Raw genomic sequence first — 26,909 nt, 5'->3', positions numbered from 1 at the left:
CGGTTACATTCCGAACCCGGAAGCTAAGCCTTTCAGCGCCGATGGTACTGCAGGGGGGACCCTGTGGGAGAGTAGGACACCGCCGAACAATCTTTGTAAAAGGCCCCGGCCCCCGAGTTTCGACTCGGGGGCCGGGGCCTTTCTGCGTTCCCTGGTCAGTCGGTGGTGACGGCGACGCTCGCAGCCGCGTTCGCGTCCGCATCGGTATTCGCGGCCCGCATCAGCTCGATGTCGAGAGCCTCACGGCGGATGCGCTGGTCCATGTACAGCAGCGTGGTGACGCCGGCGCTGATCGGCAGGCTGAGCGTCGCGGCGATGGCGGCGCCGATTCCGCTGATGCCGAGGAACGCCCAGCCCGGGTTGGTGTCGCCGGAGAGGAAGGAGCCGAGGCTCTCACCGGTGATGCCACGAGCGATGAACATGAACGGCGTCTGGATGATGGCCGAGGCGATGTAGCAGAGGATCGCCGCGAGCGCCTGGACGCCGAGGACGCGCCACCAGGAGTTGCGTACCAGCTTCGCCGAGCGCTTCATCGCCGAGACGATGTCCTGCTTCTCGAGCATGAGGGCCGGTGCCGCCAGGCTCCACTGGATCATGAGCCAGAGCACGACGACGGAGGCGCCGATCAGGCCGAGGGAGGCAAGGGCGGCGCCGCCGCTCTCCGCACCCGCCAGGGCGATCAGTGCGCCGGGCAGGACGGCGCCCGCCAGGATTCCGGCGATGGCCAGCGGGATCAGCAGCGCGAGCCCGACCAGTTGGGGCAGTCGCGGGCGGGCTTCCCGCCACACCTGGGCGGCCGTGACCGGGCGGCCGAGCACGGCGCGGCTGGTGGCCATGGCGACCATCGCGGTCGCGGTGATCGTGCCGATGAGCATGACCAGAATGGTCAGGCCCGAGCTGGCGAAGGCACCGCTGACGGCGTGCATGATGTCGCCGACGCTCGGGTTGGGGTTGTCCCTGAGGTTCTCCAACCGGGTGTCGTTGCTGAGGAAGAAGCCGTCGACCACCACGGCCAGGCCCTGGGTGACCACGGCGATGGCCAGGGTGAAGCCGAGGATCGCGCGCCAGTGCCGCCGCAGTACGGCCAGGGAACCGTCGAGGATCTCGCCCGCGCCGAGCGGGCGCAGCGGGATGACGCCGGGCTTGGGCGCCGCGGGCCTGCTCCAGGGGCCCTGCTGCTGCCAGCCGCCGCCGGGGCCGCCGCCCGGTGCTGTGTTGCCCCAGCGCGGGCCTGAGGGGCCGGGGTGGCCGCCTTGCGGCGGTTGCGGGGGTGACCACCGGGCCCAGCCGGCGCCGGGCGCCTGACCCGTACCCGTACCCGTACCCGTACCCGTACCGGAGGATCCGGCGGGAGGCGGGCCTGGGGCCGGTACGGTCGGGGGCCGGGTGTCGTGGGGGGTGTGCTGCCACTGACCCGCGGGCGGCTGTTGGGCGGACCAGCCGCCGGGCGGCGGTGGCGTCGTGTCACCGGCGTCGGCCGTAGCGGGCCGGTCTCCCGTACCGGGAGCGGATGTGTCGCCGGAGTCGTCACCGGAGCTGTTGTCAGGACCGGCCGCGGACGTATCTGCTGACGTGTCCACGGGGGTGTCTTTCTGTGGTGCGGAGGAAGCGGGGCTGTCGCCGTCTTCCGGCTCGGAGGAGTCGGAGGATCCGGGCGAGGCCCAGCCCGGAGTGTTGGTCATCGGAGGCTGCCCCTTCACGTGGTGCTCGCTGTGGTACTGGCCGCCATCGTGCCATGGGCTGCCTTGGACCGGGCCGGGCAGGGCAGACTGGACGGATGGGTGATCAATACGTGCGACCTGTGACCGATGAGGCCGACGGTGCTTCCCGTACCATCCCCGCGCTGCGGTGGGAGGAACCCCCCGAGGGACCCGTGCTCGTGCTGCTCGACCAGACCCGACTTCCGCAGGAGGAGGTCGAGTTGGTGTGCACGGACGTGCAGGCGCTGGTTCAGGCGATACGTTCCCTCGCCGTGCGGGGCGCGCCGCTGCTCGGGCTCGCGGGGGCGTACGGCATCGCGTTGGCGGCAGCGCGCGGCTACGACGTGAACGAGGCCGCCGACCTGCTAGCGCACGCGCGGCCGACGGCCGTCAACCTCGGGTACGGGGTGCGCCGTGCGGTGACCGCTTTCCATGCGGCGCCTCCGCACCAGGGCGCAGCCTTCGCGTTGGCCGAGGCGCGGGCGCTGCACGAGGAGGACGCGGCGGCGAGCCGGGCGATGGCGGAGTACGGGGAGCGGCTGCTCGCCGAGTTGGTGCCGGGCGGGGGCTACCGGATTCTGACGCACTGCAACACCGGGGCTCTGGTGTCGGGCGGTGAGGGCACCGCGCTCGGTGTGGTCCTCGCGGCGCACAGGGCCGGGGAGTTGAGGCGTCTGTGGGTCGACGAGACCCGTCCCCTTCTTCAGGGCGCGCGGTTGACGGCGTACGAGGCGGCGCGGGCCGGGATGCCGTACACGCTGCTCGCCGACAGCGCGGCCGGGTCGCTGTTCACGGCGGGGGAGGTGGACGCGGTGCTGATCGGCGCGGACCGGATCGCGGCGGACGGCTCCACGGCGAACAAGGTCGGCAGCTATCCCCTCGCGGTCCTCGCCCGCTACCACCATGTGCCGTTCATCGTCGTGGCGCCGACGACCTCGGTGGATCTGAGCACGCCGGACGGCGCCGCGATCGAGGTGGAGCAGCGGGCCGGCAGCGAGGTGACCGACCTCGCGCCGTCACCGCTGGGCACTCAGGCCTACAATCCGGCCTTCGATGTGACGCCGCCGGAGCTGATTACTGCGATCATCACGGAGAACGGTGTGGTTTCGCCGGTCACCACAGAAGCTCTCGTAACTGTGTGTAATCACGAGACTCCCCGGGCAGGCTCTGACTAGGGGAGATCGGGCAGCGCATCCGCGGACATCAGCGGACAATGGTCGCGTAGCGTGACCTCGATCACCAAAGGTCACCGGTAACGATATGCAAATGGGATGATGGTCGGTATGAAGGGACGTGTGCTGGTCGTCGATGACGACACCGCGCTGTCAGAGATGCTTGGCATCGTGCTGCGCGGAGAGGGTTTCGAGCCGTCGTTCTGCGCTGACGGTGACAAGGCCCTGGCTGCTTTTCGGGAGTCCAAGCCGGATCTGGTGCTCCTTGACCTCATGCTGCCCGGACGGGACGGCATCGACGTATGCCGTCAGATCCGGGCGGAGTCCGGGGTGCCGATCGTGATGCTCACGGCGAAGAGCGACACCGTGGATGTGGTGGTGGGGCTCGAGTCGGGGGCTGACGACTATGTGATCAAGCCGTTCAAGCCGAAGGAGCTGGTGGCGAGGGTCAGGGCGCGACTGCGGAGGGCGGAGGAGCCGACTCCTGAGCAGCTCGCCATCGGCGATCTGGTGATCGACGTGGCGGGGCACTCGGTGAAGCGGGACGGGCAGCCGATCGCGCTGACGCCGTTGGAGTTCGACCTGCTGGTGGCGCTGGCCCGCAAGCCGTGGCAGGTGTTCACCCGTGAGGTGCTGCTCGAGCAGGTCTGGGGCTATCGGCACGCGGCGGACACCCGGCTGGTGAACGTCCATGTGCAGCGGCTGCGGTCCAAGGTGGAGCAGGACCCGGAGCGCCCGGAGATCGTGGTGACCGTCCGCGGTGTCGGTTACAAGGCGGGACCGGGCTGACATGTGCGCGTCGTACGAGCGGGAGCGGCTGGAGAGCCGGCTCGCGGACCCCATGCGGGGTCTCGCGCCGGTTTTCCGCTCGTTCGTGCGCTGGGCACGGCGACCGTTGCAGCCGGCGGTCCGGCTGTGGCGGCGCAATCTGCAACTGCGAGTGGTCGCCTTCACGCTGCTGATGTCGGTCGGCGTGGTGCTGCTGCTGGGCTTCGTCGTGATCGGGCAGGTCAAGAACGGCCTGCTCGACGCGAAGGAGAAGGCGGCTGAGAATCAGGCCACCACCGGCTTCTCCATCGCCCAGCAGCAGGCGAACAGGAGCCAGACGCAGGACGCCACCGGGGTCGGCTCGCAGAATCAGGCCGAGGACTCGGGCGCCTGGCTGACGACGCTGGTCCAGCAGTTCGCCAGCGGTGGCAACGGGGTGTACTGGATCGCCACGCTCAGCCCGGGCGCCGACGACGCGCGCTTCGGCGAGGGTGTCGTCAACGCGCACGGGCCGCGCAGCTCCGGCAGCCTGCTGCCGCAGGCGAGCATCCCCAAGTCGCTCAGCGACGCCGTCGAGTCCCACACCGGGGCGCTGAAGCAGTACACGACAGTGGTGACGGACGACGGGAAGGCGCCGCAGCCCGCGCTGGCCATCGGCAAGCGGCTCACGGACATCAACGGGAAGACGTACCAGCTCTACTACCTCTTCCCGTTCGGCCAGGAGGCCAAGACGCTCGGCCTGGTCAAGGGCACGCTGGCGACGGCGGGCATCTTCGTGGTGGTGCTGCTCGGCGCCATCGCCTGGCTGGTGACCCGGCAGGTCGTCACGCCGGTACGGATGGCGGCCGGGATCGCGGAGCGGCTCGCGGCGGGCCGATTGCAGGAACGTATGCAGGTCTCGGGTGAGGACGACATCGCGCGCCTCGGCGAGTCCTTCAACAAGATGGCGCAGAACCTCCAGGTCAAGATCCAGCAGTTGGAGGACCTGTCGAGGATGCAGCGCCGCTTCGTCTCCGACGTCTCGCACGAGCTGCGCACCCCGCTGACGACCGTACGGATGGCGGCGGACGTCATCCATGACGCGCGGACCGAATTCGATCCGGTGACCGCGCGCTCCGCCGAACTGTTGCAGAACCAGCTGGACCGTTTCGAGTCGCTGCTGTCCGACCTGCTGGAGATCAGCAGATTCGACGCGGGCGCGGCGGAGCTGGCCGCCGAGCCGATAGACCTGCGCGAGGTCGTACGGCGGGTGGTGGACGCCGCGGAGCCGCTGGCCGAGCGCAAGGGCAGCCACGTGGCGATACGCGGCGACGCGCAGCCGGTGATAGCCGAGGTCGACCCTCGCCGGGTGGAGCGCGTGCTGCGCAATCTGGTCGTCAACGCGATCGAGCACGGCGACGGCCGGGACGTGGTGGTACGGCTGGCCACGGCCGACGGCGCGGTGGCCGTCGCGGTGCGGGACTACGGCGTCGGGCTGAAGCCCGGCGAGGCGACGCGGGTGTTCAACCGCTTCTGGCGAGCCGATCCGGCGCGGGCGCGTACCACCGGCGGGACGGGCCTCGGCCTGTCCATCGCGGTTGAGGACGCCCGGCTGCACGGCGGCTGGCTCCAGGCGTGGGGCGAGCCGGGCGGCGGGTCGCAGTTCCGGATGACGCTGCCGCGGACCGCCGGCGAGAGCCTGCGCGGGTCGCCGATACCGCTGGAGCCGGACGATTCGCGGCGCAACCGCGGGCTGAATTCCTCGGGGCTGCCGGTCCGTGCCGCGACGGGGTCCGTGCCGGTGCCGCGGACCGCAGGCCCGGCCGGGCCGGGGCACAACGGGCAGCCGGGCTCGCAGATACCGCAGATTCCCCAGCGGCCGCCCGCGGTGCCGCGGTCGCCGTCGGCCGATCCCGCGGCGTTCCCCGGCAGCGGTGCGCGGGTCGTGGGACGGATGGACTCGGTCCGGGAGGACGACAGCTGATGGGTGCGCTGGGGGGCAGGGGACGCCTGCTGCGGAGCTGGCCGGGTGTGGTGTGCGCGGCGCTGTTGCTGGCCGGGTGCGCGGCGATACCCAGCAGCGGTGAGGTGCGCAAGGTCGGCGACGGACAGCACGCCGACGTGGACGCGCAGGTGCGGGTCTTCCCGTCGGCGCCGCACAAGGGCGAAAGCGCCTCCGACATCGTCAACGGCTTCATGGAGGCCACCACCAGCGGCGAGGCGGACTTCGAGACCGCGAAGAAGTACCTGTCCAAGGAGCTGGCCGGACACTGGGACCCCACCGCGAAGATCACCGTGCTCACCGGCACGACCCAGCCCCGGGAGGAGCCGGGCACGAGTCGCAAGGACTACGTGATGGTCGACCTGGCGGGCAAGAAGACGGCCGTCGTCGACGCCAAGCACGCCTACCGGCCGGACGAGGGCAACTTCGACACCTCGTTCCACCTGGTCAAGGAGAACAACGAGTGGCGGATCGACAGTCTTGAAGACGGCCTGGTGATCTCCGATCTGGACTTCAACCGGATATATCACCTGGTCAACATGTACTACTTCGCGGCGCTGGGCCCGGACGCGCATCGCTCGGGGAACGCCGACAAGACCCTGGTCGCCGACCCCGTCTACCTGCGCAAGCAGAGCGACTCGCTGGTGTCCACGGTCTCCGCGCTGCTGACCGGCCCCACGAACTGGCTGGCGCCCGTGGTCGAGACCGCGGCGCCCGAGGGCGCCCGGCTCTACGACAAGGCGCCCGACCACGGGGTGACGCTCGACGACTCCCAGCACCTCAGGGTGCGGCTCGACGCGCCCGCGCAGCGGTTCGCGGGGGAGCGCTGCGTGAAGCTGGCGGCGCAGCTCTTCACCACGGTGCAGGGCCAGGCCGCGCCCAAGGTGGACGCCGTCGACATCTCGGCGTCCGACGGCAGGACGGTCTGCTCGCTGCCCAAGGAACAGACGCTGGCGTTCAGCACGCAGAATCTGGTCGGCTCCTCGGACCACCAGTACTACATCGGGGCGCAGCCGCACCGGCTGCTGGAGGTGCCCTCGGACGGAGCCTCGACCACGGGTACGCCGGTGGCCGGGCCGTTCGGCGGGGCGAAGGCGGACCTGGAGTCGGTCGCGGTGCGCCGGGACGAGCAGATGGCCGCCGGGGTGAAGGGCGAGGGACGCCAACTGGTCACCGCCGGCCTGGACGCGGACGCCCAGCTCAGCGAGCCCGTCCTGACCAGCAAGGCGAAGGACGGTCTGAGCGCGCCGAGCTGGGACGGGCTCGACTACCTGTGGGTCGCCGACCGCGATCCGGGCGACCCCCGCGTGGTGGCGCTGCGCGACGGCGGCGGGCAGCCGATCCCGGTCTCCGTCAGCGGCCTGACCGGCCGTGTGGACGCGCTGCGCGTCGCTTCGGACGGCGTGCGGATCGCGCTGCTCGTCCGGCAGCCCAACGGGCTGGGTAAGTTGCAGCTCGGGCGGATCGAGCGGGGCGGTACGCAGGCGCATCCGACGTTCGCGGTGACGAATCTGCGCACGCTGACCCCCGCGGCCGACGGCGTCAGCTCGGTCTCCTGGGCGGGGCCGAGCCGCCTGGTGGCGCTCGACAGCGAATCCGAGGGCGTGCAGCAGATCAAGTACATCAGCACCGACGGCTCCCCGAAGCTGGCCTTCGAGGGCATCAGCCAGGCGTCGGTGGTGGCGGCCTCCGAGGACGTCTCGCGGGCGCTGCTGGCCTCGTACAACCAGAGCGTCTACCGGCTGCCGCCGGACTCCACGGGCAAGCGGGTCGAGCCGAAGGGCGACAACCCGGTCTACCCCGGCTGAGAAAACCACCGTCAGCCTCCTGACCTGCGAAACCGTGGAGTTATCCACAGGTTGGGAGGGGGGCTGGCGGCGGGCGCCGAAACGGGGCAGAGTGGACGTCATGCGGGGCTGGTGGCAGGAGATCACCGGGCTGGTCCTGCCGGTGGACTGCGCCGGGTGCGGGCGTCCGCGTACGGAGCTGTGCGAGCGGTGCCGGGTACTGATCGGTGGGGCGGCCGAATCGGTGCCGGTGCGGCGCGTGCGTCCGACGCCGGAGCCGCCGGGGCTGCCGCCGGTCTACGCGGCCGGGCGATACGGGGACGAAGTACGGGCCGTGGTCCTGGCGCACAAGGAGCGGGGTGCGCTGGGTCTGGCCGGACCGCTGGGCACGGCGCTGGCGGCGGCCGTGCGGCGGGTCGGCGTCCCCGGGACGGTCCTGCTGGTGCCGGTGCCCTCGGCACGGCGTGCGGTGGCGCGACGCGGCCACGACGCCACGGCCCGCATCGCCCGTGCGGCGGCCCGGGAGCTGCGCCGGGGCGGCGTACCCGCCAGGGCGGTGGCCGCGTTGCGCCAGCGGCGGCCGGTGGCGGACCAGTCCGGTCTCGGCGCGGCCGGGCGGCCGGCGAATCTGGCGGGCGCGGTGGCGGCGGCCGGCGGGTCGGCGGCGCTGCTGACGGTGGCGCCGGTCGTGCTGGTGGACGACCTGATGACCACCGGAGCCTCACTGACCGTAGCGGCGCGGGCGGTGACGGCGGCCGGGGGCCGGGTCGCCGGGGCGGCGGTCGTGGCTGGTCCGCACGATCCGGAACTCCACTCGGATGCGCGTCGTTGCAGGTAGTAGCGACGCATATTCACTCGGAAGGGGGTATGGCGTCGCTGAGGATGCCGACCTCCACACTCCGGGACTATGTTCGGGGGATAGGGAAGTGAACACCATGGGGTGTTGATCTTCTCAGTGGGGCAGGAGGAGGTGAAAGCCGCAGCTTCGTGGTCCCCGGTCAGCCCCGGGAGGCGAAGCGGCAGCCAACGCAGCGCCGGACGGGACTGGTACCCGAGCTGGCCTCAGCGAAAGGGATCGCCTCCGGTAGCCCGGGGCGATCCGGGAACGGAGTTCTGCGTGGACATCGTCGTCAAGGGCCGCAAGACCGAGGTGCCTGAGCGGTTCCGGAAGCACGTGGCCGAGAAGCTGGACAAGATCCAGAAGCTCGACGGCAAGGTGATCAGCCTCGACGTCGAGGTGTCCAAGGAGCTCAACCCCCGGCAGGCGGACCACGCCGACCGGGTGGAGATCACGCTCAACACCCGGGGCCCGGTCGTCCGGGCCGAGGCCGCGGCGGCCGACCCGTACGCGGCGCTGGACATCGCGGTGTCGAAGCTGGAGGCGCGGCTGCGCAAGGCCGCGAGCAAGCGCCACACCCGTCGTGGGAACGGCCGGATCCCGGCGGCCGAGGTGGCCGCGACCGTGCCGGACGCGGCGACCATCAACGGGGACGGGGAGCTGGCCGTCGACCGGCCGAGCACGGACAGTGTGCCCACCACGAGGTTCGGTCCGCTGGAGGTGCACGGCGAGGGCCCGCTGGTGGTGCGCGAGAAGACCCACGCGGCCACGCCGATGGCACTCGACCAGGCGCTCTACGAGATGGAGTTGGTCGGGCACGACTTCTATCTGTTCGTGGACAGCGAGACCAAGCAGCCGAGTGTCGTCTATCGCAGGCACGGTTACGACTACGGCGTGATTCATCTGAACTCGGACGAGAGCACCGTGGAAGAACCGGCGGGCGCGGGCGGCGTACTGCGCCGCTAGCGGCCACGCCCTAGGGCTGCAACCGGTGCCCCCGGGCCGTCCCGGGGGCACCACCGTGCCTGGACGTGAAATGCTGGACCAGTGGTCAACTCTGGTCTGAGGGGGAGGATCTGATGCCGGAGAGCTTTGAGCGCGGAACCGCCGGCGAGCGTGGTCAGATCCCGTACGAGGAACCTGCCGGTCCGGCGCGTGCGGAGCCCATCCGGGTGCTGGTGGTCGACGACCACGCGCTCTTCCGGCGGGGCCTGGAGATCGTGCTCGCGCAGGAGGAGGACATCCAGGTCATCGGTGAGGCGGGGGACGGCGCGGAGGCGGTCGACAAGGCCGCCGACCTGTTGCCGGACATCGTGCTGATGGATGTGCGGATGCCCCGGCGCGGCGGGATCGAGGCGTGCACCTCGATCAAGGAGGTCGCGCCCAGCGCCAAGATCATCATGCTGACGATAAGCGACGAGGAAGCCGACCTCTACGAGGCGATCAAGGCCGGTGCCACCGGCTATCTCCTCAAGGAGATCTCCACCGACGAGGTGGCGACGGCGATCCGCGCGGTGGCGGACGGACAGTCGCAGATCAGTCCGTCGATGGCGTCGAAGCTGCTGACCGAGTTCAAGTCGATGATCCAGCGGACCGACGAGCGGCGGCTGCTGCCCGCGCCCAAGCTCACCGACCGGGAGCTGGAGGTGCTGAAGCTGGTCGCCACCGGGCTGAACAACCGGGACATCGCCAAGGAACTCTTCATCAGCGAGAACACGGTGAAGAACCACGTCCGCAACATCCTGGAGAAGCTTCAGCTCCACTCCCGGATGGAGGCCGTGGTCTACGCGATGCGCGAGAAGATCCTGGAGATCCGCTAGGGCCTGTCCCGCGCCGGGCCTCGCGGCCACCACGTGCTGGGCATTGCCGGGTCCGGGCGCGCCCCCGGGCCGCCCGGACCCGGCGCCGCCCGGACCCACCACCTCGGCCCCGCGGGGCCGGACCCGCTCAGCGGCGGTCGTGGGTCAGCTTCAGCGCCGCCTCCAGCGGCTCGCGCAGCGGCTCCGGCAGCACCCGCTCCACCCGCGCCTCCTCGCAGCCCACCCAGCCCGCCGCCTGCGCGATGGCGTCGGCCGCGGGCTGCACGGCCTTCGGGCCGTCGAGCGTGACCTGCCGGGCCACCAGCGTCTTCCCCTCGCGCGCCGGGTCGACGCGGCCGACCAGCCGCCCGCCCGCGAGCAGCGGCATCGCGAAGTAGCCGTGGATCCGCTTGGGCTTGGGGGTGTACGCCTCCAGCCGGTGCGTGAAGCCGAAGATCCGCTCGGTGCGCGGCCGGTCCCAGATCAGGGAGTCGAACGGCGACAGCAGCGTCGTACGGTGCCTGCCGCGCGGCTCGCTCGCCAGCGCCGCCGGATCGGCCCAGGCGGGCTTGCCCCAGCCCTCGACCTCGACCGGCACCAGACCGGTCGAGTCGATCACCGACATCACCTGCTCGCCCTTGAGCCGGTGGTAGTCCGCGAGGTCCGCGCGGGTGGCCACCCCCATCGCCGCGCCCGCCTGGACGACCAGCCGCCGTACGCACTCGGTGTCGTCCAGGTCGTCGTGGAGCAGCGCGTCGGGCACGGCCCGCTCGGCCAGGTCGTAGATCCGCTTCCAGCCGCGCCGCCGGGTGCAGACCACCTCGCCGGTGTCGAGCAGCCACTCCACCGCGATCTTGGTCTCCGACCAGTCCCACCACGGGCCGCCGTTCTTCGCGCCGCCGAGCTGCGTCGAATTCAGCGGCCCCTCGGCCTTGAGCTGGTCCAGGACGGCGGCGCACGAGCGCTCGGCGTCCTCCAGGACGTGCCAGCGGTGACCGCGGGCCCGCCGCGCCCTGCGCCGGAAGGCGAAGTGCGGCCACTCCTCGATGGGCAGGATGCAGGCCGCGTGCGACCAGTACTCGAAGGCGTGGTCGCCCGACCAGTACGCCTCCTCGACCTCCTCGCGGCCGACCGCGCCCAGCCGCGCGTACGGGATCAGCTCGTGCGAGCGGGCCAGTACCGAGATGGTGTCGAGCTGCACCGCGCCCAGCGAGCGCAGCACCCCGCGCGTCCCGGCCCGCCGGTCGGGAGCACCGAGGAAGCCCTGCGCCCGCAAGGCGAGCCTGCGTGCTTCGTCGGCGGACAGGGTGAGCTGAGGAGGCGGCAGCGGTGTCATGCCGGACAGCGTAGGACCGCCCACTGACAAGCCCCGCTGACCTGCGTCAACCTCGCGCGGCCGGCGGCCCCCCGCTCCGTACGGAAACCCCTCGGGCCCCGCGCCCGCCCCCCTCGTGACGAAGGAGCATCAGGCCCCCGCCCCCCGTGACGAAGGAGCCTCAGGCCCCCGCGCCCGGCGGATACGGCTCGTACGGCGTCTTGCCCTCGCGGTCCCAGTCCGTCGGCAGCAGGGAACCGCTCCAGGCGTCGCGGCGGGTGCCCGCGTAAAGGATCTTGGAGCGGACGGTGCCCTCCATGACGAAGCCGATGGAACGGGCGACGGCGCGCGAGCCGTCGTTGCCCGCCTCCGCGTACCACTCGATCCGCTCGACGCCGAGAGCGTCGAAGGCCCAGGCGCAGACCGCGCGCCCCGCCTCGGCGGTGTAGCCCTTGCGGCGCTGCTCCCTCGCCGTCCAGTAGCCCAGCTCCGCCTGCCGCTCGGGCCCGGTCAGACCGGAGGCGCCGAACCGCAGCAGGCCCATGGAGCTGACGAGCGCGCCGCTGTCGGCGGTGAAGACGCCGAAGTTGTACATGGTGTCGTCGCGCCAGCCCTCGGGGCAGATGCGGCCGACGAAGTCCGCCGCGTTCTCGTGGGTGTACGGCGAGGGCACCGCCGTCCAGCGCGGAATATCGGGATCCTGGCAGGCCACATAGAGCGCCTCGGCGTCGTCCGGGGTCAGCGGACGCAGCAGCAGACGCTCGGTGGTGAGGGTGATCGGCTCCATGGACGCAGTATTGAGGAGAGCCGACGGCTGTGGAAAACCGTTTTGGCACCTCGGGGCCTCCCGGCCCGCTGGTCTCCTCGCTTACGATGGCCGTTGCAGCGGGGCCATCGGCGGACAGCCACTGGCAGAAAGCCATCGGCAGACATCGGCAGATCAAACCCCGCTGTGCCGGGTGCGGGCCAACCGCGCCAGGCCCGACCGGCAAGGAGCCAGCCTACGTGTCCGTCTTCAACAAGCTCATGCGTGCAGGCGAAGGCAAGATCCTGCGCAAACTGCACCGCATCGCGGACCAGGTCAATTCCATCGAAGAGGACTTCGTCAACCTCACCGATGCCGAGCTGCGGGCCCTCACCGACGAGTACAAGGAGCGGTACGCCGAGGGCGAGTCCCTCGACGACCTGCTGCCCGAGGCGTTCGCCACCGTCCGTGAGGCCGCCAAGCGCGTGCTCGGACAGCGTCACTACGACGTCCAGCTCATGGGCGGTGCCGCCCTGCACCTCGGGTATGTCGCCGAGATGCGCACCGGCGAGGGCAAGACCCTGGTCGGCACCCTGCCCGCGTATCTGAACGGGATCTCCGGCAAGGGCGTCCACCTCATCACGGTCAACGACTACCTCGCCGAGCGCGACTCGGAGTGGATGGGCCGCGTCCACAAATTCCTCGGCCTCGAGGTCGGCTGCATCCTGGCGAACATGTCGCCCGCCGAGCGCCGCGCCATGTACGCCTGCGACATCACCTACGGCACCAACAACGAATTCGGCTTCGACTACCTGCGCGACAACATGGCGTGGTCGAAGGACGAGCTGGTGCAGCGCGGCCACAACTTCGCGATCGTCGACGAGGTCGACTCGATCCTGGTGGACGAGGCCCGTACGCCGCTGATCATCTCCGGCCCGGCCGACCAGGCCACCAAGTGGTACAGCGACTTCGCCCGTCTGGTGAAGCGGCTCAACCGCGGCGAGGCGAGCAGCCTCGGCAAGGAGGAGACCGGCGACTACGACGTGGACGAGAAGAAGCGCACCGTCGCCATCCACGAGAGCGGCGTCACCAAGGTCGAGGACTGGCTGGGCATCGACAACCTCTACGAGTCGGTGAACACCCCGCTGGTCGGCTACCTGAACAACGCGATCAAGGCCAAGGAGCTGTACAAGAACGACAAGGACTACGTCGTCATGGACGGCGAAGTCATGATCGTCGACGAGCACACCGGCCGTATCCTCGCGGGCCGCCGCTACAACGAGGGCATGCACCAGGCGATCGAGGCGAAGGAAGGGGTGGACATCAAGGACGAGAACCAGACGCTCGCCACGATCACCCTCCAGAACTTCTTCCGCCTGTACGACAAGCTCTGCGGCATGACCGGTACGGCGATGACCGAGGCCGCCGAGTTCCACCAGATCTACAAGCTCGGCGTCGTCCCGATCCCGACCAACCGCGCGCTGGCCCGGATGGACAAGCCCGACCTGATCTACCGCACGGAAGAGGCGAAGTTCGCCGCCGTGGTCGAGGACATCGTCGAGAAGCACGAGAAGGGCCAGCCGGTCCTGGTCGGCACCGTCTCCGTCGAGAAGTCCGAGTACCTGTCGGCGCAGCTCTCCAAGCGCGGCGTGCCGCACGAGGTGCTCAACGCCAAGCAGCACGACCGTGAGGCGTCGATCGTCGCGCAGGCGGGCCGCAAGGGCGCCGTGACCGTGGCCACCAACATGGCCGGCCGCGGCACCGACATCAAGCTCGGCGGCAACCCCGACGACCTCGCCGAGGCGGAGCTGCGGCAGCGCGGCCTCGACCCGGTCGAGCACGTCGAGGAGTGGGCGGCGGCGCTGCCCGACGCCCTGGAGCGTGCCGAGCAGGCCGTCAAGGCCGAGCACGAGGAGGTCGTCGACCTCGGCGGGCTCTACGTGCTGGGCACCGAGCGGCACGAGTCGCGCCGGATCGACAACCAGCTCCGCGGCCGGTCCGGCCGTCAGGGCGACCCCGGCGAGTCCCGCTTCTACCTCTCGCTCGGCGACGACCTCATGCGGCTGTTCAAGGCGCAGATGGTCGAGCGCGTCATGGCGATGGCCAATGTGCCGGACGACGTGCCGATCGAGAACAAGATGGTCACCCGCGCCATCGCGTCGGCCCAGTCGCAGGTCGAGCAGCAGAACTTCGAGATCCGCAAGAACGTCCTGAAGTACGACGAGGTGCTCAACCGGCAGCGCGAGGTCATCTACGGCGAGCGCCGCCGCGTCCTGGAGGGCGAGGACCTGCACGAGCAGGTGCAGCACTTCATGGACGACACCATCGACGCGTACATCGACGCGGAGACCAAGGAAGGCTTCGCCGAGGACTGGGACCTGGACCGGCTGTGGGGCGCCTTCAAGCAGCTCTACCCGGTGAAGGTCACCATCGAGGAGCTGGAGGACGCGGCGGGCGACCGGGCCGGGATCACCGCCGAGTTCATCGCGGAGTCCGTCAAGGACGACATCCACGAGCAGTACGCGGAGCGCGAGAAGAGCCTGTCCGAGGACATCATGCGCGAGCTGGAGCGCCGCGTGGTGCTGTCGGTGCTCGACCGCAAGTGGCGTGAGCACCTGTACGAGATGGACTACCTCCAGGAGGGCATCGGGCTGCGCGCTATGGCGCAGCGCGACCCGCTGGTGGAGTACCAGCGCGAGGGCTTCGACATGTTCGGCGCCATGATGGACGGCATCAAGGAGGAGTCCGTCGGCTACCTGTTCAACCTGGAGGTCCAGGTCGAGCAGCAGGTCGAGGAGGTCCCGGTGGACGCCGCCGTCAGCGACGCCCCGCAGGACGCGGCGCCTTCGCTGACCAAGGACGCCAGGCCGGAGATCCGCGCCAAGGGTCTCGACGCCCCCAAGCGCGCCGACCGGCTGCACTTCTCCGCGCCGTCCGTGGACGGCGAGGGCGGTGTGGTCGAGGGCGACTTCGCGGGTGTCGACGCCGCCGACGGCGGTTCCGCCGAGGAGGGCCAGACGCGCGCCGAGCGCCGCAAGGCCGCCAAGGGCGGGCGCCGCCGCAAGAAGTAACGCCTACGGGCGGGCTCGACCGGACACGGCCGCGGGGCCGGACCCCTTCCTCACGGGTCCGGCCCCGCGGCCGTGCCGCGTCCAAGACGCTCACCCGCGGGAGGTCAGCCCGCCTGGACCGCCGTGCACCGCCAGCGGGCCTGCCCGTAGCCCGCCGAGGGCGGCGCGGCGGCCCCCGAGGGTTCGAGCCGGAAGGCCAGGGCGCGGAAGACGTCCTGGTCCAGGGCGACGACGGCCGCCACCTCCAGGGCGCCGTCCGCGGTGCGGAAGCAGCGGCACCGGTACACGTAGGGGGTACGGCCGCGGGCCCGCAGCCGCCAGTCGGCGCGGGCGCCGTGCAGCTCCCACAGCCGTTGGTACGCCTCGTCCCTGACGCGTCCGGCCAGCGACGTCACGGGGCTGCGCCCGGTCAGCACGTCGAGCAGGCGCCCGGCGAACCACAGGTGCGGCGCGGGCGGGCGCGGCGCCGTCCCCGGCCGCGTCACGACCGCCACGGACCTCGCCGGGACCGGAACCGAGCCGGTGCCCCCGCTCGCCGCGCCTCCCGCCGGCCTCGCCGCGGCGCCTGGACGCCCGCCTGGCCGCCCGCCGGGCCGTCGGCTGTCTCTGCGTCCGGGCGGACCGGCGCCGCCCGCCGTACGCCGCTCCACGCCCGCCGTACGCCGCTCCACGCCCGCGGCGCGCGGCGGAGGGGGAGCGGGCAGGGGAGGTGCCGGGGTTCCGGGTACGGGCACGGTTACGGGCGGCTGCGGCGGCGTCGTCTGCACGGGTGCTTCCCCTGTGGTCGCTACTGGCGGGTAGGGCGGTGACAGGGCGGTTCTAGGACCCTCGGGGAGGGGCTGGCAAGCGGGGTGCCGTCCGACGGAGGGCGCGGAGGAATTCACCTATTCGCGTGGTGGCGCACGTATGCTTCACGCCATGCGCGTCTATATTCCAACGACCCTGGCCGGTCTCGCCGAGGCGTACAAGGCGGGCGAGCTGGGGCCCGTACCGCTGGACGCCTACGCGGTGACGCCGAGCCTGCGCGAGTGGTACGTCTCGGACGACATCGAGGAGCTGGAGTACGCGGCCCTCAACCGCGCCGCCCAGGCGTCGCTGCGGCTGCTGGCCGTGCACCCGGACACCCCGCGCCGCCGGGTGGTCGTCGCCGTGGACGTGGACGACGCCGCCGTGACGTACGACCCGGACCACGGCCTGGACCCCGGCTCGCTCGGCGAGGTCCGCCTGGCGCGCGCCGTGCCGCTGTCCAGGACGGCCGCGGTGCACGTGGACGCCGACGACGCGCGGACCGATGTGACGGCCGCCGCGGCGGCCGTGGGCGCGGCCGACATGGGCGACGACGACGCGCAGTTCACCGTGGACGGCGCCGAGGACCACGACCTGCTCTGGTACGCGACGCAGGAGATCCCCAACCTCATCTCCTGACCCCGGCGCGCGAGGACCCGAGCGCGCGACCGGCTGAGCGCCCGACCGGCTGAACGCTCGACCGCGTGAGCGCCCCGGCATCCGACCGCCCGGGCACCTGATCGGCTGAATCCGTTCGGCCCCCGCCCGGTCGTACGGCGGCCCCGCGTGGCCGGGACCCCACCCTCGGGCACCGGGCTGTCACACCCCGCGAGTACGGTTCGTGGAGTGAGCACGCATTCCGTAGGCACGCATCTGGTGTGGGACTGGAACGGCACCCTTTTCCACGACATCGACGCGGTGATCGAGGCGACGAACGCCTCGTTCGCCGAGCTGGGCCTGGCCCCGATCACCCTGGAGCGGTACCAGGAGCTGTACTGCGTGCCCGTGCCCCGGTTCTACGAGCGGCTGATGGGACGACTGCCGACCGACGCCGAGTGGGAGGTGATGGACGCCGCCTTCCACCGCCACTACTGGGCGCTGGCCGGCCGCTGCGGCCTCGCCGAGGGCGCGGCCGAGCTGCTGGCCGCGCGCCGGGCCGCCGGGCTCACGCAGTCGCTGTGCTCGCTCGCCCCGCAGGACAATCTGCTGCCCGTGGTGACCTCGCACGGCATCATGGAGCACTTCGTCCGGGTGGACGGCCGTACCGGCCCCTCCAACCAGGGCAAGGCCGCGCAGATGGCCCGCCACCTCGCCGCGCTCGCCGACGTCGCCGCCGACCCCGGCCGGATCGTGGTGATCGGTGACGCGCTCGACGACGCGGTGGCCGCCGCCCACGTCGGCGCGCACGCCGTGCTGTACACCGGCGGCTCGCACAGCCGCGCCAGCCTGGAGAGCGCCGGGGTGCCGGTGGTCGACAGCCTCGCCGCCGCCGTCGTGGAAGCCGAGCGAATAGCCGCGGGCTAGGGCGTGTCCGCCGGACAGGCCCTGCCGCCGGGCTCCCGAATCGACGCTCGGGCCCGGTCCGTGCCCCGCTCCAACGCCGGAATCATCACCTCCGCATCGACTGTTCGCCGTCTCGTCCCGGTCCTGTTCCCGCCCGGTTCCTGTCCAGAGGGGCCAAAGGTGTGCAGTGCATTTGTACGAAGACGTCTCCTGACAGGCACCCGTGAGCGAGCGATAGCCTTGCGGCGTGATCAACGTTGATCAGTTCATCAGGGGCCACCGCGTGCGTACGGGCACGGCGGACCCCTCTTCCGGCATAGCGTCGTCCCGTAGCGGATACCCCGCGTCACGTGACGTCCTGCCATCACCCGACGTCACGCAATGGCGCGCGACAGGAGTCAGAGGACATGCAGACCAAGCTGGACGAAGCCAAGGCCGAACTGCTGGAACGAGCAGCCAAGGTCGCTGAGAACAGCCAGACGGGGGGACTACCCGGCCAGGGCCGCGACACAGAGGCGCTGACGGCGTTCCTCCGGGGTTACTACCTGCACAGCGCACCCGAGGACCTCAACGACCGCAATCCGGTCGACGTCTTCGGCGCGGCAGTCTCCCACTACCGGCTCGCGGAGGTACGCCCGCAGGGCAGTGCCAGCGTCCGGGTGCACACCCCCACCGTCGAGGAGAACGGCTGGCAGTCCAGCCACACCGTCGTCCAGGTCGTGACCGACGACATGCCCTTCCTCGTCGACTCGGTCACCAACGCGCTCACCCAGGCCGACCGCGGCATCCACGTCGTCTTCCACCCGCAGTTCCTGGTCCGCCGCGACGTGACCGGCAAGCTGCTGGAGATCGTCGCCCCGGGGTGCGGACCCGAGGACGGCTCGCTCCCGCACGACGTGCTGGTCGAGTCCTGGATCCACGTCGAGATCGACCGCGAGACCGACCGCGCCGACCTCAAGGAGATCACCGCGGACCTGCGCCGCGTGCTCTCCGACGTCCGCGAGTCCGTCGAGGACTGGGCGAAGATGCGCGAGTCCGCCAAGCGCATCGCCGACGAGCTGTCCGCGACCCCGCCGCCGCTGCCCGAGCGCGAGGTCAGCGAGGCCGTCGAGCTGCTGCGCTGGCTCAACGACGACCACTTCACCTTCCTCGGCTACCGCGAGTACGAGCTGACCACCGACACCGAGCCCGACGGCTCCACCGAGGACGTGCTGGTCGCCGTCCCCGGCACCGGTCTCGGCATCCTGCGCTCCGACCCGGTGCACCCCGGCACCGACGGCACCGACCCGGGCCACCACACCCACCTCGGGCACCCCGGCTCCCCGTCGTTCAGCAGGCTGCCCGCCGACGCCCGCGCCAAGGCCCGCGAACACCGGCTGCTGATCCTCACCAAGGCCAACAGCCGCTCCACCGTGCACCGTCCCTCGTATCTGGACTACGTCGGCGTGAAGAAGTTCGACGCCGAGGGCAATGTGATCGGCGAGCGCCGCTTCCTCGGCCTGTTCTCCTCCACCGCCTACACCGAGTCGATCCGCCGGGTCCCGGTGGTCCGCCGCAAGGTCGAGGAAGTCCTCGAAGGCGCCGGATTCACCGCCCACAGCCACGACGGCCGCGACCTGCTCCAGATCCTGGAGACGTACCCGCGCGACGAGCTGTTCCAGACCCCCGCCGACGAGCTGCGGTCCATCGCCACCAGCGTGCTGTACCTCCAGGAGCGCCGGAAGCTGCGGCTGTTCCTGCGGCAGGACGAGTACGGCCGCTACTACTCGGCGCTGGTCTACCTGCCGCGCGACCGCTACACCACGGCGGTACGGCTGCGCCTGACCAACATCCTCCAGGACGAACTGGGCGGCCGAAGCGCCGACTTCACCGCCTGGAACACCGAATCGGTGCTGTCCCGGCTGCACTTCGTCATCCGCGTCGAACCCGGCGCGCCGCTGCCCGACATCACCGACGCCGACGTCGAGCGGATCGAGAGCCGGCTCTCCGACGCCACCCGCTCCTGGGCCGACGGCTTCGGCGAGGCGCTGACCGCCGAGTGCGGCGAGGAGCGCGCGGCCGAGCTGACCCGGCGGTACGCGCACGCGTTCCCCGACGGCTACCGCGCCGACTTCGCACCGCGCGTCGCCGTCGCCGACCTCCAGCACATCGAGGGCCTGGGCGCCGACGACTTCACCCTCAGCCTGTACGAGCCGGTCGGCGGCGCCAGCGACGAGCGCCGCTTCAAGATCTACCGCACCGGCGCGCCCGTCTCGCTGTCCGCCGTCCTGCCGGTGCTCCAGCGGCTCGGCGTCGAGGTCGTCGACGAGCGGCCGTACGAGCTGCGCCGCTCGGACCAGACCCGCGCCTGGGTCTACGACTTCGGGCTGCGCCTGGACCCCAGCCTCGGCGACCTCGGCGACGACGCCCGCGAGCGGTTCCAGGCGGCCTTCGCCGCGACCTGGACCGACAAGGCGGAGAACGACGGCTTCAACTCCCTGGTGCTGCGCGCCGGTCTGGAGTGGCGCGAGGCGATGGTGCTGCGCGCGTACGCCAAGTACCTGCGGCAGGCCGGGTCCACCTTCAGCCAGGACTACATGGAGGACACCCTCCGTACCAACGTCCACACCACCCGGCTGCTGGTCAACCTCTTCCAGGCCCGCTTCTCGCCGGACCACCAGCGGGCCGGCAGCGAGCTGACCGACGGGCTGCTGGAGGAGCTGGACGGCGCGCTCGACCAGGTCGCCAGCCTCGACGAGGACCGCATCCTGCGGGCCTTCCTCACCCTGATCAAGGCGACGCTGCGCACCAACTACTTCCAGCGCCGCGACGACGGGCAGCCGCACGACTACCTGTCGATGAAGTTCGACCCGCAGGCCATCCCCGAACTGCCCGCGCCCCGCCCGGCGTTCGAGATCTGGGTGTACTCCCCGCGGGTCGAGGGCGTCCACCTGCGGTTCGGCAAGGTCGCCCGCGGCGGTCTGCGCTGGTCCGACCGGCGCGAGGACTTCCGTACCGAGGTGCTGGGCCTGGTCAAGGCGCAGATGGTGAAGAACACCGTCATCGTGCCGGTCGGCGCGAAGGGCGGCTTCGTCGGCAAGCGGCTGCCCGACCCGGCCGCCGACCGCGACGCCTGGCTGGCCGAGGGCATCGCCTCGTACAAGACGTTCATCTCCGGCCTGCTCGACATCACCGACAATCTCGTCGGCGGCGAGGTCGTGCCGCCGACGGACGTGGTCAGGCACGACGAGGACGACACGTATCTGGTCGTCGCCGCGGACAAGGGCACCGCGTCGTTCTCCGACATCGCCAACGAGGTCGCGGTGTCGTACGGCTTCTGGCTCGGCGACGCCTTCGCCTCCGGCGGCTCGGTCGGCTACGACCACAAGAAGATGGCCATCACCTCCAGCGGCGCCTGGGAGTCGGTGAAGCGGCACTTCCGCGAGATGGGCGTCAACACCCAGGAAGAGGACTTCACCGTCGTCGGCATCGGCGACATGTCCGGTGACGTGTTCGGCAACGGCATGCTGCTGTCGGAGCACATCCGGCTGGTCGCGGCCTTCGACCACCGGCACATCTTCCTCGACCCGAAGCCGGACGCGGCCACCTCCTACGCCGAGCGGCGCCGCATCTTCGAGCTGCCGCGCAGCAGTTGGGCCGACTACGACACCAAGCTGCTGTCGTCGGGCGGCGGGATCTTCCCCCGTACCGCCAAGGCGATCCCGCTCAACGCGCAGATCCGCAAGGCGCTCGGCATCGAGACCGCCACCGCGAAGATCACCCCCGCCGAGCTGATGAAGGCGATCCTCCAGGCCCCGGTGGACCTGCTGTGGAACGGCGGCATCGGCACCTACGTCAAGGCGTCCACCGAGTCGCAGGCCGACGTCGGCGACAAGGCCAACGACGCGATCCGGATCGACGGCGCGGAACTGCGGGTCAAGGTCGTCGGCGAGGGCGGCAATCTGGGCTTCACCCAGCTCGGCCGGATCGAATTCGCCCTGAACGGCGGCCCGGAGGGGACCGGCGGCCACATCAACACCGACGCGATCGACAACAGCGCGGGTGTGGACGCCTCGGACCACGAGGTCAACATCAAGATCCTGCTCAACAGCGTCGTCGCCGAAGGGGACATGACCGTCAAGCAGCGCAATTCGCTGCTCGCGGAGATGACCCACGAGGTCGGCGACCTGGTGCTGCGCAACAACTACGCGCAGAACGTCTCGCTCGCCAACAGCATGGAGCAGGCCCCGAGTCTGCTCCACGCCCACCAGCGGTTCATCCGCCGCCTGGTGCGCGACGGCCACCTGGACCGGGCGCTGGAGTTCCTGCCCACCGACCGGCAGATCCGCGAGCGGCTGGCGGCCGGACAGGGCCTGACGCAGCCGGAGTTGGCGGTGATCCTCGCCTACGCCAAGATCACCACGGCCGAGGAACTGGTCCACACCGAACTGCCCGACGACCCGTACCTGCGCTCCCTGCTGCACGCGTACTTCCCCGTGCCGCTGCGGGAGCGCTTCGAGCGGCAGATCGACAACCACGCGCTGCACCGCGAGATCATCACGACCGTCCTGGTCAACGACACGGTGAACTCCGGCGGCACGACCTTCCTGCACCGCTTCCGCGAGGAGATCGGCGCCACCACGGAGGAGATCGTGCGGGCCCACACGGCCGCCCGCGCGATCTTCGGTCTCGCCGAGATCTGGGACGCGGTCGAGGCGCTGGACAACATCGTCGCCGCCGACGTGCAGACCCGGATCAGGCTGCACTCGCGGCGGCTGGTCGAGCGCGCCACCCGCTGGCTGCTCAACAACCGCCTCCAGCCGCTCCAGATCGCCGAGACCATCGACTTCTTCGCCGAGGGCGTCGCCGCGGTCTGGTCCCACCAGCCCAAGCTGCTGCGCGGCGCGGACGCGGACTGGTACCGGTCGCTGCGCGACGAGCTGACCGCGGCGGGGGTGCCGGACGAACTGGCCACCCGGGTCGCCGGATTCTCCGCGGCCTTCCCGGCGCTCGACATCGTCGACGTCGCGGACCGCACCGGCAAGGAGCCGCTGGACGTCGCCGAGGTCTACTTCGACCTCGCCGACCGGCTGGGGATCACGCAGCTCCTGGACCGGATCATCCTGCTGCCGCGCGCCGACCGCTGGCAGTCCATGGCCCGCGCCGCCATCCGCGAGGACCTCTTCGCGGCCCACGCGGCACTCACCGCCGACGTGCTGACGGCGGGCCCCGAAGGGTCCACGCCCGAGCAGCGCTACACGGCGTGGGAGGAGCAGAACGCGGGGCTGATCGGCCGCGCCCGCACCACCCTCGAGGAGATCCAGGGCGCCGAGGAGTTCGACCTGGCGAGTCTGTCGGTGGCGATGCGGACCTTCCGTACGCTGCTGCGCACGCACCGCTGAGCCGCACGCACCGCTGAGCCGTACGCACCGCTGGGCCGTACGGTCGCGGCGGTGCGGGCGCGGCGGTGCGGCTGAACGCGGGCCCGGTGGGCGGCACTTGTGCGCAAGTGCCCGCCCGCCGGGCCCAACCGCGCTACGGCGTGGGCGCGTCCGGCATCTTCCACACCGTCAGCAGCGTGGAGTACGTCGGCATCGGGTCGGTCATCATGTTGCCGGACGGCGTGACGTCGGTGACCTTCAGCATGGCCAGATTGCCCTCCGAGGTCACCGTGCACAGCACCGTGCCCTTGGCGATGTACGTGTCCTTGGCGAGGTCGTCCCGGTAGATCTCGCCGGACAGCGCGTCGGCGCCGACGCCGTTCCTGCACGCCTGGTAGTCGGTGCCGTCGGCCCGGCCGAAGGTGGTGAGGAACCGCATGCTGCCGTCGGCCCAGTCCTGGTACTCGATCTCGTAGCCGTCGGTGTCGCCGATCTGGCCGTTCGGCTCGACCCTCGCGCTGTCCAGGTCCACATGCGTGCCGTGGTTCCAGGCGGGCGAGCGGATGGTGAACTTGCGGTCCTGGAAGATGACTTGCGGCTGCCCGCCGCCGGGTGTGCCCGGGTCGGCCGAGGAGCCGCCGGGGGAGCCGGTCGGGTCGGTGCTCGCGGGGCCGGTGGTCGGAGCGGCAGCGGGGGACTGGGAGGTGGCGGTGCCGGGGCCGCCGCCGAGCGGCGACGTGCCCTGCGGGCCCTTGTCGTCGCCCTTGCCGTCGGAGTGGGTGAAGGCGTAGGTGAGCGTCACCGCGAGGATCACGGCCAGGACGCTGCCGCCGATGGCCATCACCTTCTGCGTCCGGCCGCTGGGGACCCGGCTCTGCCCGTCGTGCCCGTTCCCGTTCCCGTCGTGCCCCTCGTTCCCGTTTCCGGGACCGCGCCCGTGGCCGTTTCCGGGACCGCGCCCTTGCCCGTCTCCGGGACCGCTCTCGGGACCGCTCGCCCGACCGCTTCCGTCCCCGCGGCCGGTGGCTCCGTGGGCGCCGGTCGCGGGGCCGTCCACGTTCGTCGGCCCGAACATGCCCGAGGTGTAGGGGCCTGACGCGTACGGACCCGGCGTGTACGGGCCCGGCGCGTACGGGCCGGAGGGCGCGGCACCCGTCCCGGCGGGCGGTGCGGCCCGCGGCGCCCCCTGCGGCATCGCGGGCGGTACGGCGGGCGCAGGTATGTGCGGCGGCGCGGCGGGCGCGGCAGGCGGTGCCGGGGCCGGCGGCAGGGCCGCGGCGGCCTCTCGCCGGGATATCTCGGCCGCGAGCGGCTGCGGCAGCCAGCCGCTGAAGTCCCGCAGCGGGCGGCCCGCGCCGCGCTCGCACAGCTCGGCCAGCTCCGCGGGGGTGGGCCGGGCCGCCGGGTCCGCGGTCAGGCAGCGCTCCAGGACGGTCCGCAGCTCGTCGGGGTAACCGGACAGGTCGGGCGGCCGGACGGCGGTGTTGGCTATCTGCGTGGCGAGCGTGATCGCGCCCGCCGTGCCGTACGGGTGCCGTCCGGTGGCGGCGACCGCGGCGATCAGGCCGAGCGAGAACAGGTCGGTGGCCGGGGTGAGTTCGTGCCCGTTGGCGTGCTCGGGCGACATGTACTGCGGGGTGCCGATCAGGCCGCCGCTGCGGGTGAGCTGCGTGGAGTCCGCCGCGCGCGCGATGCCGAAGTCGATCACCCAGGGGCCGCCCGCGCCGAGCAGCACATTGCTGGGCTTGAGGTCGCGGTGGATGACGCCCGCCGCGTGCACCGCGCGCAGCGCCTCCGCCGCGCAGCCCACCAGTTGCAGCGCGGTGGCCACCGGCAGCGCCCCGTGCCGGGCGAGCGCGTCGTCCAGCGGCAGCCCCGGAATGTAACTGGTCGCCAGCCAGGGCCGGTTGCCGGTGGTGTCGTGGTCGACGACCGGCACCACGTGGTAGCCCTGCACCCGGCGCGCGGACTGCACCTCCTGCTGGAAGCGCCGCCTGAACTCCTCGTCCTGCGCGTATTCGCGCCGGATCACCTTCAGCGCGACCGGCTGTCCGCCGCGGGTGTGCGAGAGGTAGACCGACCCCATCCCGCCCTCGCCGATCCGGGCCAGCAGCCGGTAACCGGCCACCTCGCGCGGGTCCTGCGGCTCCAGCGCCTGTAACGGACTCCCGCCCGGACCCTGATCAGAACCCGGTCCCGCGCCCGGCACCGGACCCGCACCCGCGCCCGGCGCCGGGCCACCGCTCGAACTGCTGTCGTGACTGGAGATTTCAGGCACCCCCCGGTAGGCGAACGGGGCACGATGCTACCGGGGGTGTGTACGAGGCGCGGACGTCGTATCGAACCCGCTGACGCCTTGGTGCCGTTCGGTGACATCACCCGCCGAGGACGGCCCCGGGCCGGAGGCCGGAACGGCATCGGGCCTCGCCCCGTATCCGCCTCAGGACTCGCCCGGCACCGGCGCCAGCCGCACCAGCCGGTCACCCGTCCTGGTCCCCGTCGCCACCAAGGTCCCGCCGGGCGGCACCTTCTGATATTTCGTCAGCAGCAACCAGCCGACCCCGTACCGCCGTTGGACCGCGGCGCGCTGCGCCGCCGTCGACTTCGGGTCCAGATACGTGCGCACGGCGGCGAATCTGCGGTCGCGTTCGGCGGCCGGGGTGGACGGGTCGGGCCAGGTGGGGGCGACCAGGAAGAAGCCGTAGGCGGGCAGGACGTGCGTGGCGTAGTACCCGTCGGTGAGGACCACCGCGTCGGCGGGCATGCGGTCCGCGGCCCAGCCGTACCCCGGCCAGCGCACCGGGTGGTCGACGGTCACCGGCAGGAAGCGCTGCGGCACGACGGCGCCGATCTGCGCGGCCACGCCGAAGCAGAGCGCGACGGCGGCCACGGGCGCGAGCACCGCGCGCAGCCGGGTCCACGGCGGGATCGAGGCCAGTTCCACGGCGAGCGCGAACTGCGGCGGCACGAGCAGCAGCGCGAAGACCCGCCCGTAGGTGTAGTGCCCGCTCACCCACCCGTAGGCGACGATCAGGCAGAAGGCGGCGAACATCAGGACCAGCGGGTCGCGGACGCCGCGCCGGGCGCGCAGCAGCAGCGGCGGGAGGCCGACGAGCGCCAGCCCGTACCACTGCCAGGGGTGGATGTAGAGCCGCTTGTGCACCGCGTCGACCGTGGTGTCACCGGCCAGCGAGAACACGTCGTAGTACGGCCACGCCACGGCCACCAGCAGCGCGAGCGCGCCCGCCAGCAGCCAGCGGGCCGTCACCCGCCGCGACCAGCCGCGCTGCCGGGCCGTCAGCACCGCCACGATCCCGACGGCCGCGGCCAGCGCGGTGATCGGGTGGATGAGCAGCAGCAGCCCGCAGGCCACGCCCAGCAGGGCGTAACCGGCCCAGCCGGTGGTACGGCGGCGCGCCAGCCGGTCGGTGAGCGCCCACAGGTGGAAGGTGACGCCGACCGCGAAGGCGCTCGGGTACGAGGCGCCGCGGGTCAGCGACCACACCCCGCAAAAGCCGCTCCACTCCTTGCCCTGCACGCCCCACAGCAGGGTGAAGGCCAGCAGCGCGTAGACCGGCGCCATCGGCCGTCTGCTCAGCGTCCGCGCGTACACGCCGACGCCGGTGACCAGCACCGCCAGATTCACCGGGCCGCACCAGCGCACGACCTCCCGCCCGGCGGCGCCGGTGGCCCGCGCGATCAGGCCGAGCGCCACGATGTACGGCGAGAAGTACGGGCTGCCGGTGCCCGGCAGGTCGAGCAGCGGATTGGCCGGGTGCCGCCAGTCGGCCTTGACCCGCTCCACCGCCGAGGCGTGCTGCCCGAAGTCCGAGGCGATCGGCGTACGCCAGGCCGCCGCGGCGACCACCAGCCAGAAGAGCGTCCCGACGACGGCGTACGGCGTCACCCGCCAGGCCCGCGCCCGTTCCAGCAGCCGGGCGGGCAGACCGGCCCGCCCGGCCGCGACCGCGGCGCCGTCGGCCGTACCGGCCCCCGGCTCGTCGCCCGCGCCGTCGCCCGCGGTGACCTCTCCGGTCGTCAGTGACGGCAAGGCGCGGCCTTGAGGAGGGTGCGGTCGTGCGGC

At 71.6% G+C, this 26,909-nt stretch carries 16 protein-coding genes, 1 rRNA gene and 1 pseudogene; 12 read left to right on the top strand and 6 right to left on the bottom strand.

Annotated features, from left to right (window positions below; translation table 11 throughout):
• Positions 1–88: ribosomal RNA gene (rrf, locus tag ACFY9V_RS32280) — 5S ribosomal RNA — on the top strand; the annotation flags it as partial.
• Between the two features lie 67 nt (positions 89–155).
• Here the strand turns inward: rrf and ACFY9V_RS32275 are convergent.
• Positions 156–1,682: a hypothetical protein gene (locus tag ACFY9V_RS32275; RefSeq protein WP_391163997.1), complete on the bottom strand. Its 1,527-nt coding sequence runs from the start codon at positions 1,680–1,682 to the stop codon at positions 156–158.
• Positions 1,683–1,777: 95 nt separating this feature from the next.
• On the opposite strand from ACFY9V_RS32275, the gene mtnA reads away from it, so the two are divergent.
• From mtnA to ACFY9V_RS32240, 7 genes and pseudogenes are all read left to right on the top strand, one after another.
• A complete protein-coding gene (mtnA, locus tag ACFY9V_RS32270) occupies positions 1,778–2,875 on the top strand; it encodes an S-methyl-5-thioribose-1-phosphate isomerase (protein WP_355342899.1) in 1,098 nt (365 codons plus the stop codon).
• Between the two features lie 96 nt (positions 2,876–2,971).
• Positions 2,972–3,661, top strand: a complete 690-nt coding sequence (mtrA, locus tag ACFY9V_RS32265) for an MtrAB system response regulator MtrA (RefSeq protein ID WP_188283097.1) — start codon at positions 2,972–2,974, stop codon at positions 3,659–3,661.
• Position 3,662: 1 nt separating this feature from the next.
• Entirely contained in the window at positions 3,663–5,603 is a 1,941-nt protein-coding gene (gene mtrB / locus ACFY9V_RS32260; protein WP_391052562.1) for an MtrAB system histidine kinase MtrB, read from the top strand.
• Positions 5,603–7,429, top strand: a complete 1,827-nt coding sequence (locus ACFY9V_RS32255) for an LpqB family beta-propeller domain-containing protein (protein ID WP_391163996.1) — start codon at positions 5,603–5,605, stop codon at positions 7,427–7,429. Before mtrB ends, ACFY9V_RS32255 begins: the two co-directional genes overlap by 1 nt.
• Before the next feature lie 100 nt (positions 7,430–7,529).
• Positions 7,530–8,246: a ComF family protein gene (locus tag ACFY9V_RS32250; RefSeq protein WP_391052574.1), complete on the top strand. Its 717-nt coding sequence runs from the start codon at positions 7,530–7,532 to the stop codon at positions 8,244–8,246.
• A gap of 279 nt (positions 8,247–8,525) precedes the next feature.
• Positions 8,526–9,212: a ribosome hibernation-promoting factor, HPF/YfiA family gene (gene hpf / locus ACFY9V_RS32245; RefSeq protein ID WP_355342907.1), complete on the top strand. Its 687-nt coding sequence runs from the start codon at positions 8,526–8,528 to the stop codon at positions 9,210–9,212.
• Positions 9,213–9,391: 179 nt separating this feature from the next.
• Positions 9,392–10,066, top strand: a pseudogene (locus ACFY9V_RS32240) (response regulator); the annotation flags it as partial.
• 127 nt (positions 10,067–10,193) lie between these two features.
• Here the strand turns inward: ACFY9V_RS32240 and ACFY9V_RS32235 are convergent.
• Positions 10,194–11,381, bottom strand: a complete 1,188-nt coding sequence (locus ACFY9V_RS32235) for a DNA glycosylase AlkZ-like family protein (RefSeq protein WP_391052554.1) — start codon at positions 11,379–11,381, stop codon at positions 10,194–10,196.
• Positions 11,382–11,541: 160 nt separating this feature from the next.
• Entirely contained in the window at positions 11,542–12,147 is a 606-nt protein-coding gene (locus ACFY9V_RS32230; RefSeq protein ID WP_355342913.1) for a GNAT family N-acetyltransferase, read from the bottom strand.
• A gap of 218 nt (positions 12,148–12,365) precedes the next feature.
• Here ACFY9V_RS32230 and secA point away from each other — a divergent pair, with 218 nt between their 5' ends.
• On the top strand, positions 12,366–15,176 hold the full coding sequence (gene secA / locus ACFY9V_RS32225) for a preprotein translocase subunit SecA (protein WP_355342916.1): 2,811 nt from the start codon (positions 12,366–12,368) through the stop codon (positions 15,174–15,176).
• A gap of 104 nt (positions 15,177–15,280) precedes the next feature.
• Here secA and ACFY9V_RS32220 read toward each other — a convergent pair whose 3' ends face one another.
• Positions 15,281–15,670 carry an Rv3235 family protein gene (locus ACFY9V_RS32220; RefSeq protein WP_391163995.1) on the bottom strand — a complete coding sequence of 130 codons (390 nt, stop codon included), beginning with the start codon at positions 15,668–15,670 and terminating at the stop codon, positions 15,281–15,283.
• Positions 15,671–16,094: 424 nt separating this feature from the next.
• Between ACFY9V_RS32220 and ACFY9V_RS32215 the strand changes: the two genes are divergently transcribed.
• The 3 genes from ACFY9V_RS32215 (at position 16,095) to ACFY9V_RS32205 (ending at position 22,846) form a co-directional block, all read left to right on the top strand.
• On the top strand, positions 16,095–16,601 hold the full coding sequence (locus tag ACFY9V_RS32215; RefSeq protein ID WP_355342922.1) for a DUF6912 family protein: 507 nt from the start codon (positions 16,095–16,097) through the stop codon (positions 16,599–16,601).
• 207 nt (positions 16,602–16,808) lie between these two features.
• A complete protein-coding gene (locus ACFY9V_RS32210) occupies positions 16,809–17,486 on the top strand; it encodes an HAD family hydrolase (RefSeq protein ID WP_355342925.1) in 678 nt (225 codons plus the stop codon).
• 386 nt (positions 17,487–17,872) lie between these two features.
• Positions 17,873–22,846, top strand: coding sequence for an NAD-glutamate dehydrogenase domain-containing protein (locus ACFY9V_RS32205; protein WP_391163994.1), 4,974 nt, complete (start codon positions 17,873–17,875; stop codon positions 22,844–22,846).
• Positions 22,847–22,979: 133 nt separating this feature from the next.
• Here the strand turns inward: ACFY9V_RS32205 and ACFY9V_RS32200 are convergent, their stop codons facing one another.
• Together ACFY9V_RS32200 and ACFY9V_RS32195 are read right to left on the bottom strand one after the other, a co-directional pair.
• The gene (locus ACFY9V_RS32200) at positions 22,980–24,953 is read right to left on the bottom strand and encodes a protein kinase (RefSeq protein ID WP_391163993.1); all 1,974 of its coding nucleotides are present in this window, start codon (positions 24,951–24,953) and stop codon (positions 22,980–22,982) included.
• 312 nt (positions 24,954–25,265) lie between these two features.
• Positions 25,266–26,876, bottom strand: a complete 1,611-nt coding sequence (locus ACFY9V_RS32195) for a hypothetical protein (protein WP_391163992.1) — start codon at positions 26,874–26,876, stop codon at positions 25,266–25,268.
• Between the last annotated feature and the right edge of the window lie 33 nt (positions 26,877–26,909).

It is taken from the genome of Streptomyces sp. NPDC008317, assembly GCF_042955955.1.
In the GTDB taxonomy this organism is placed as follows: Bacteria; Actinomycetota; Actinomycetes; order Streptomycetales; family Streptomycetaceae; genus Actinacidiphila.
This window is presented reverse-complemented; position numbering and strand designations above follow the sequence as displayed.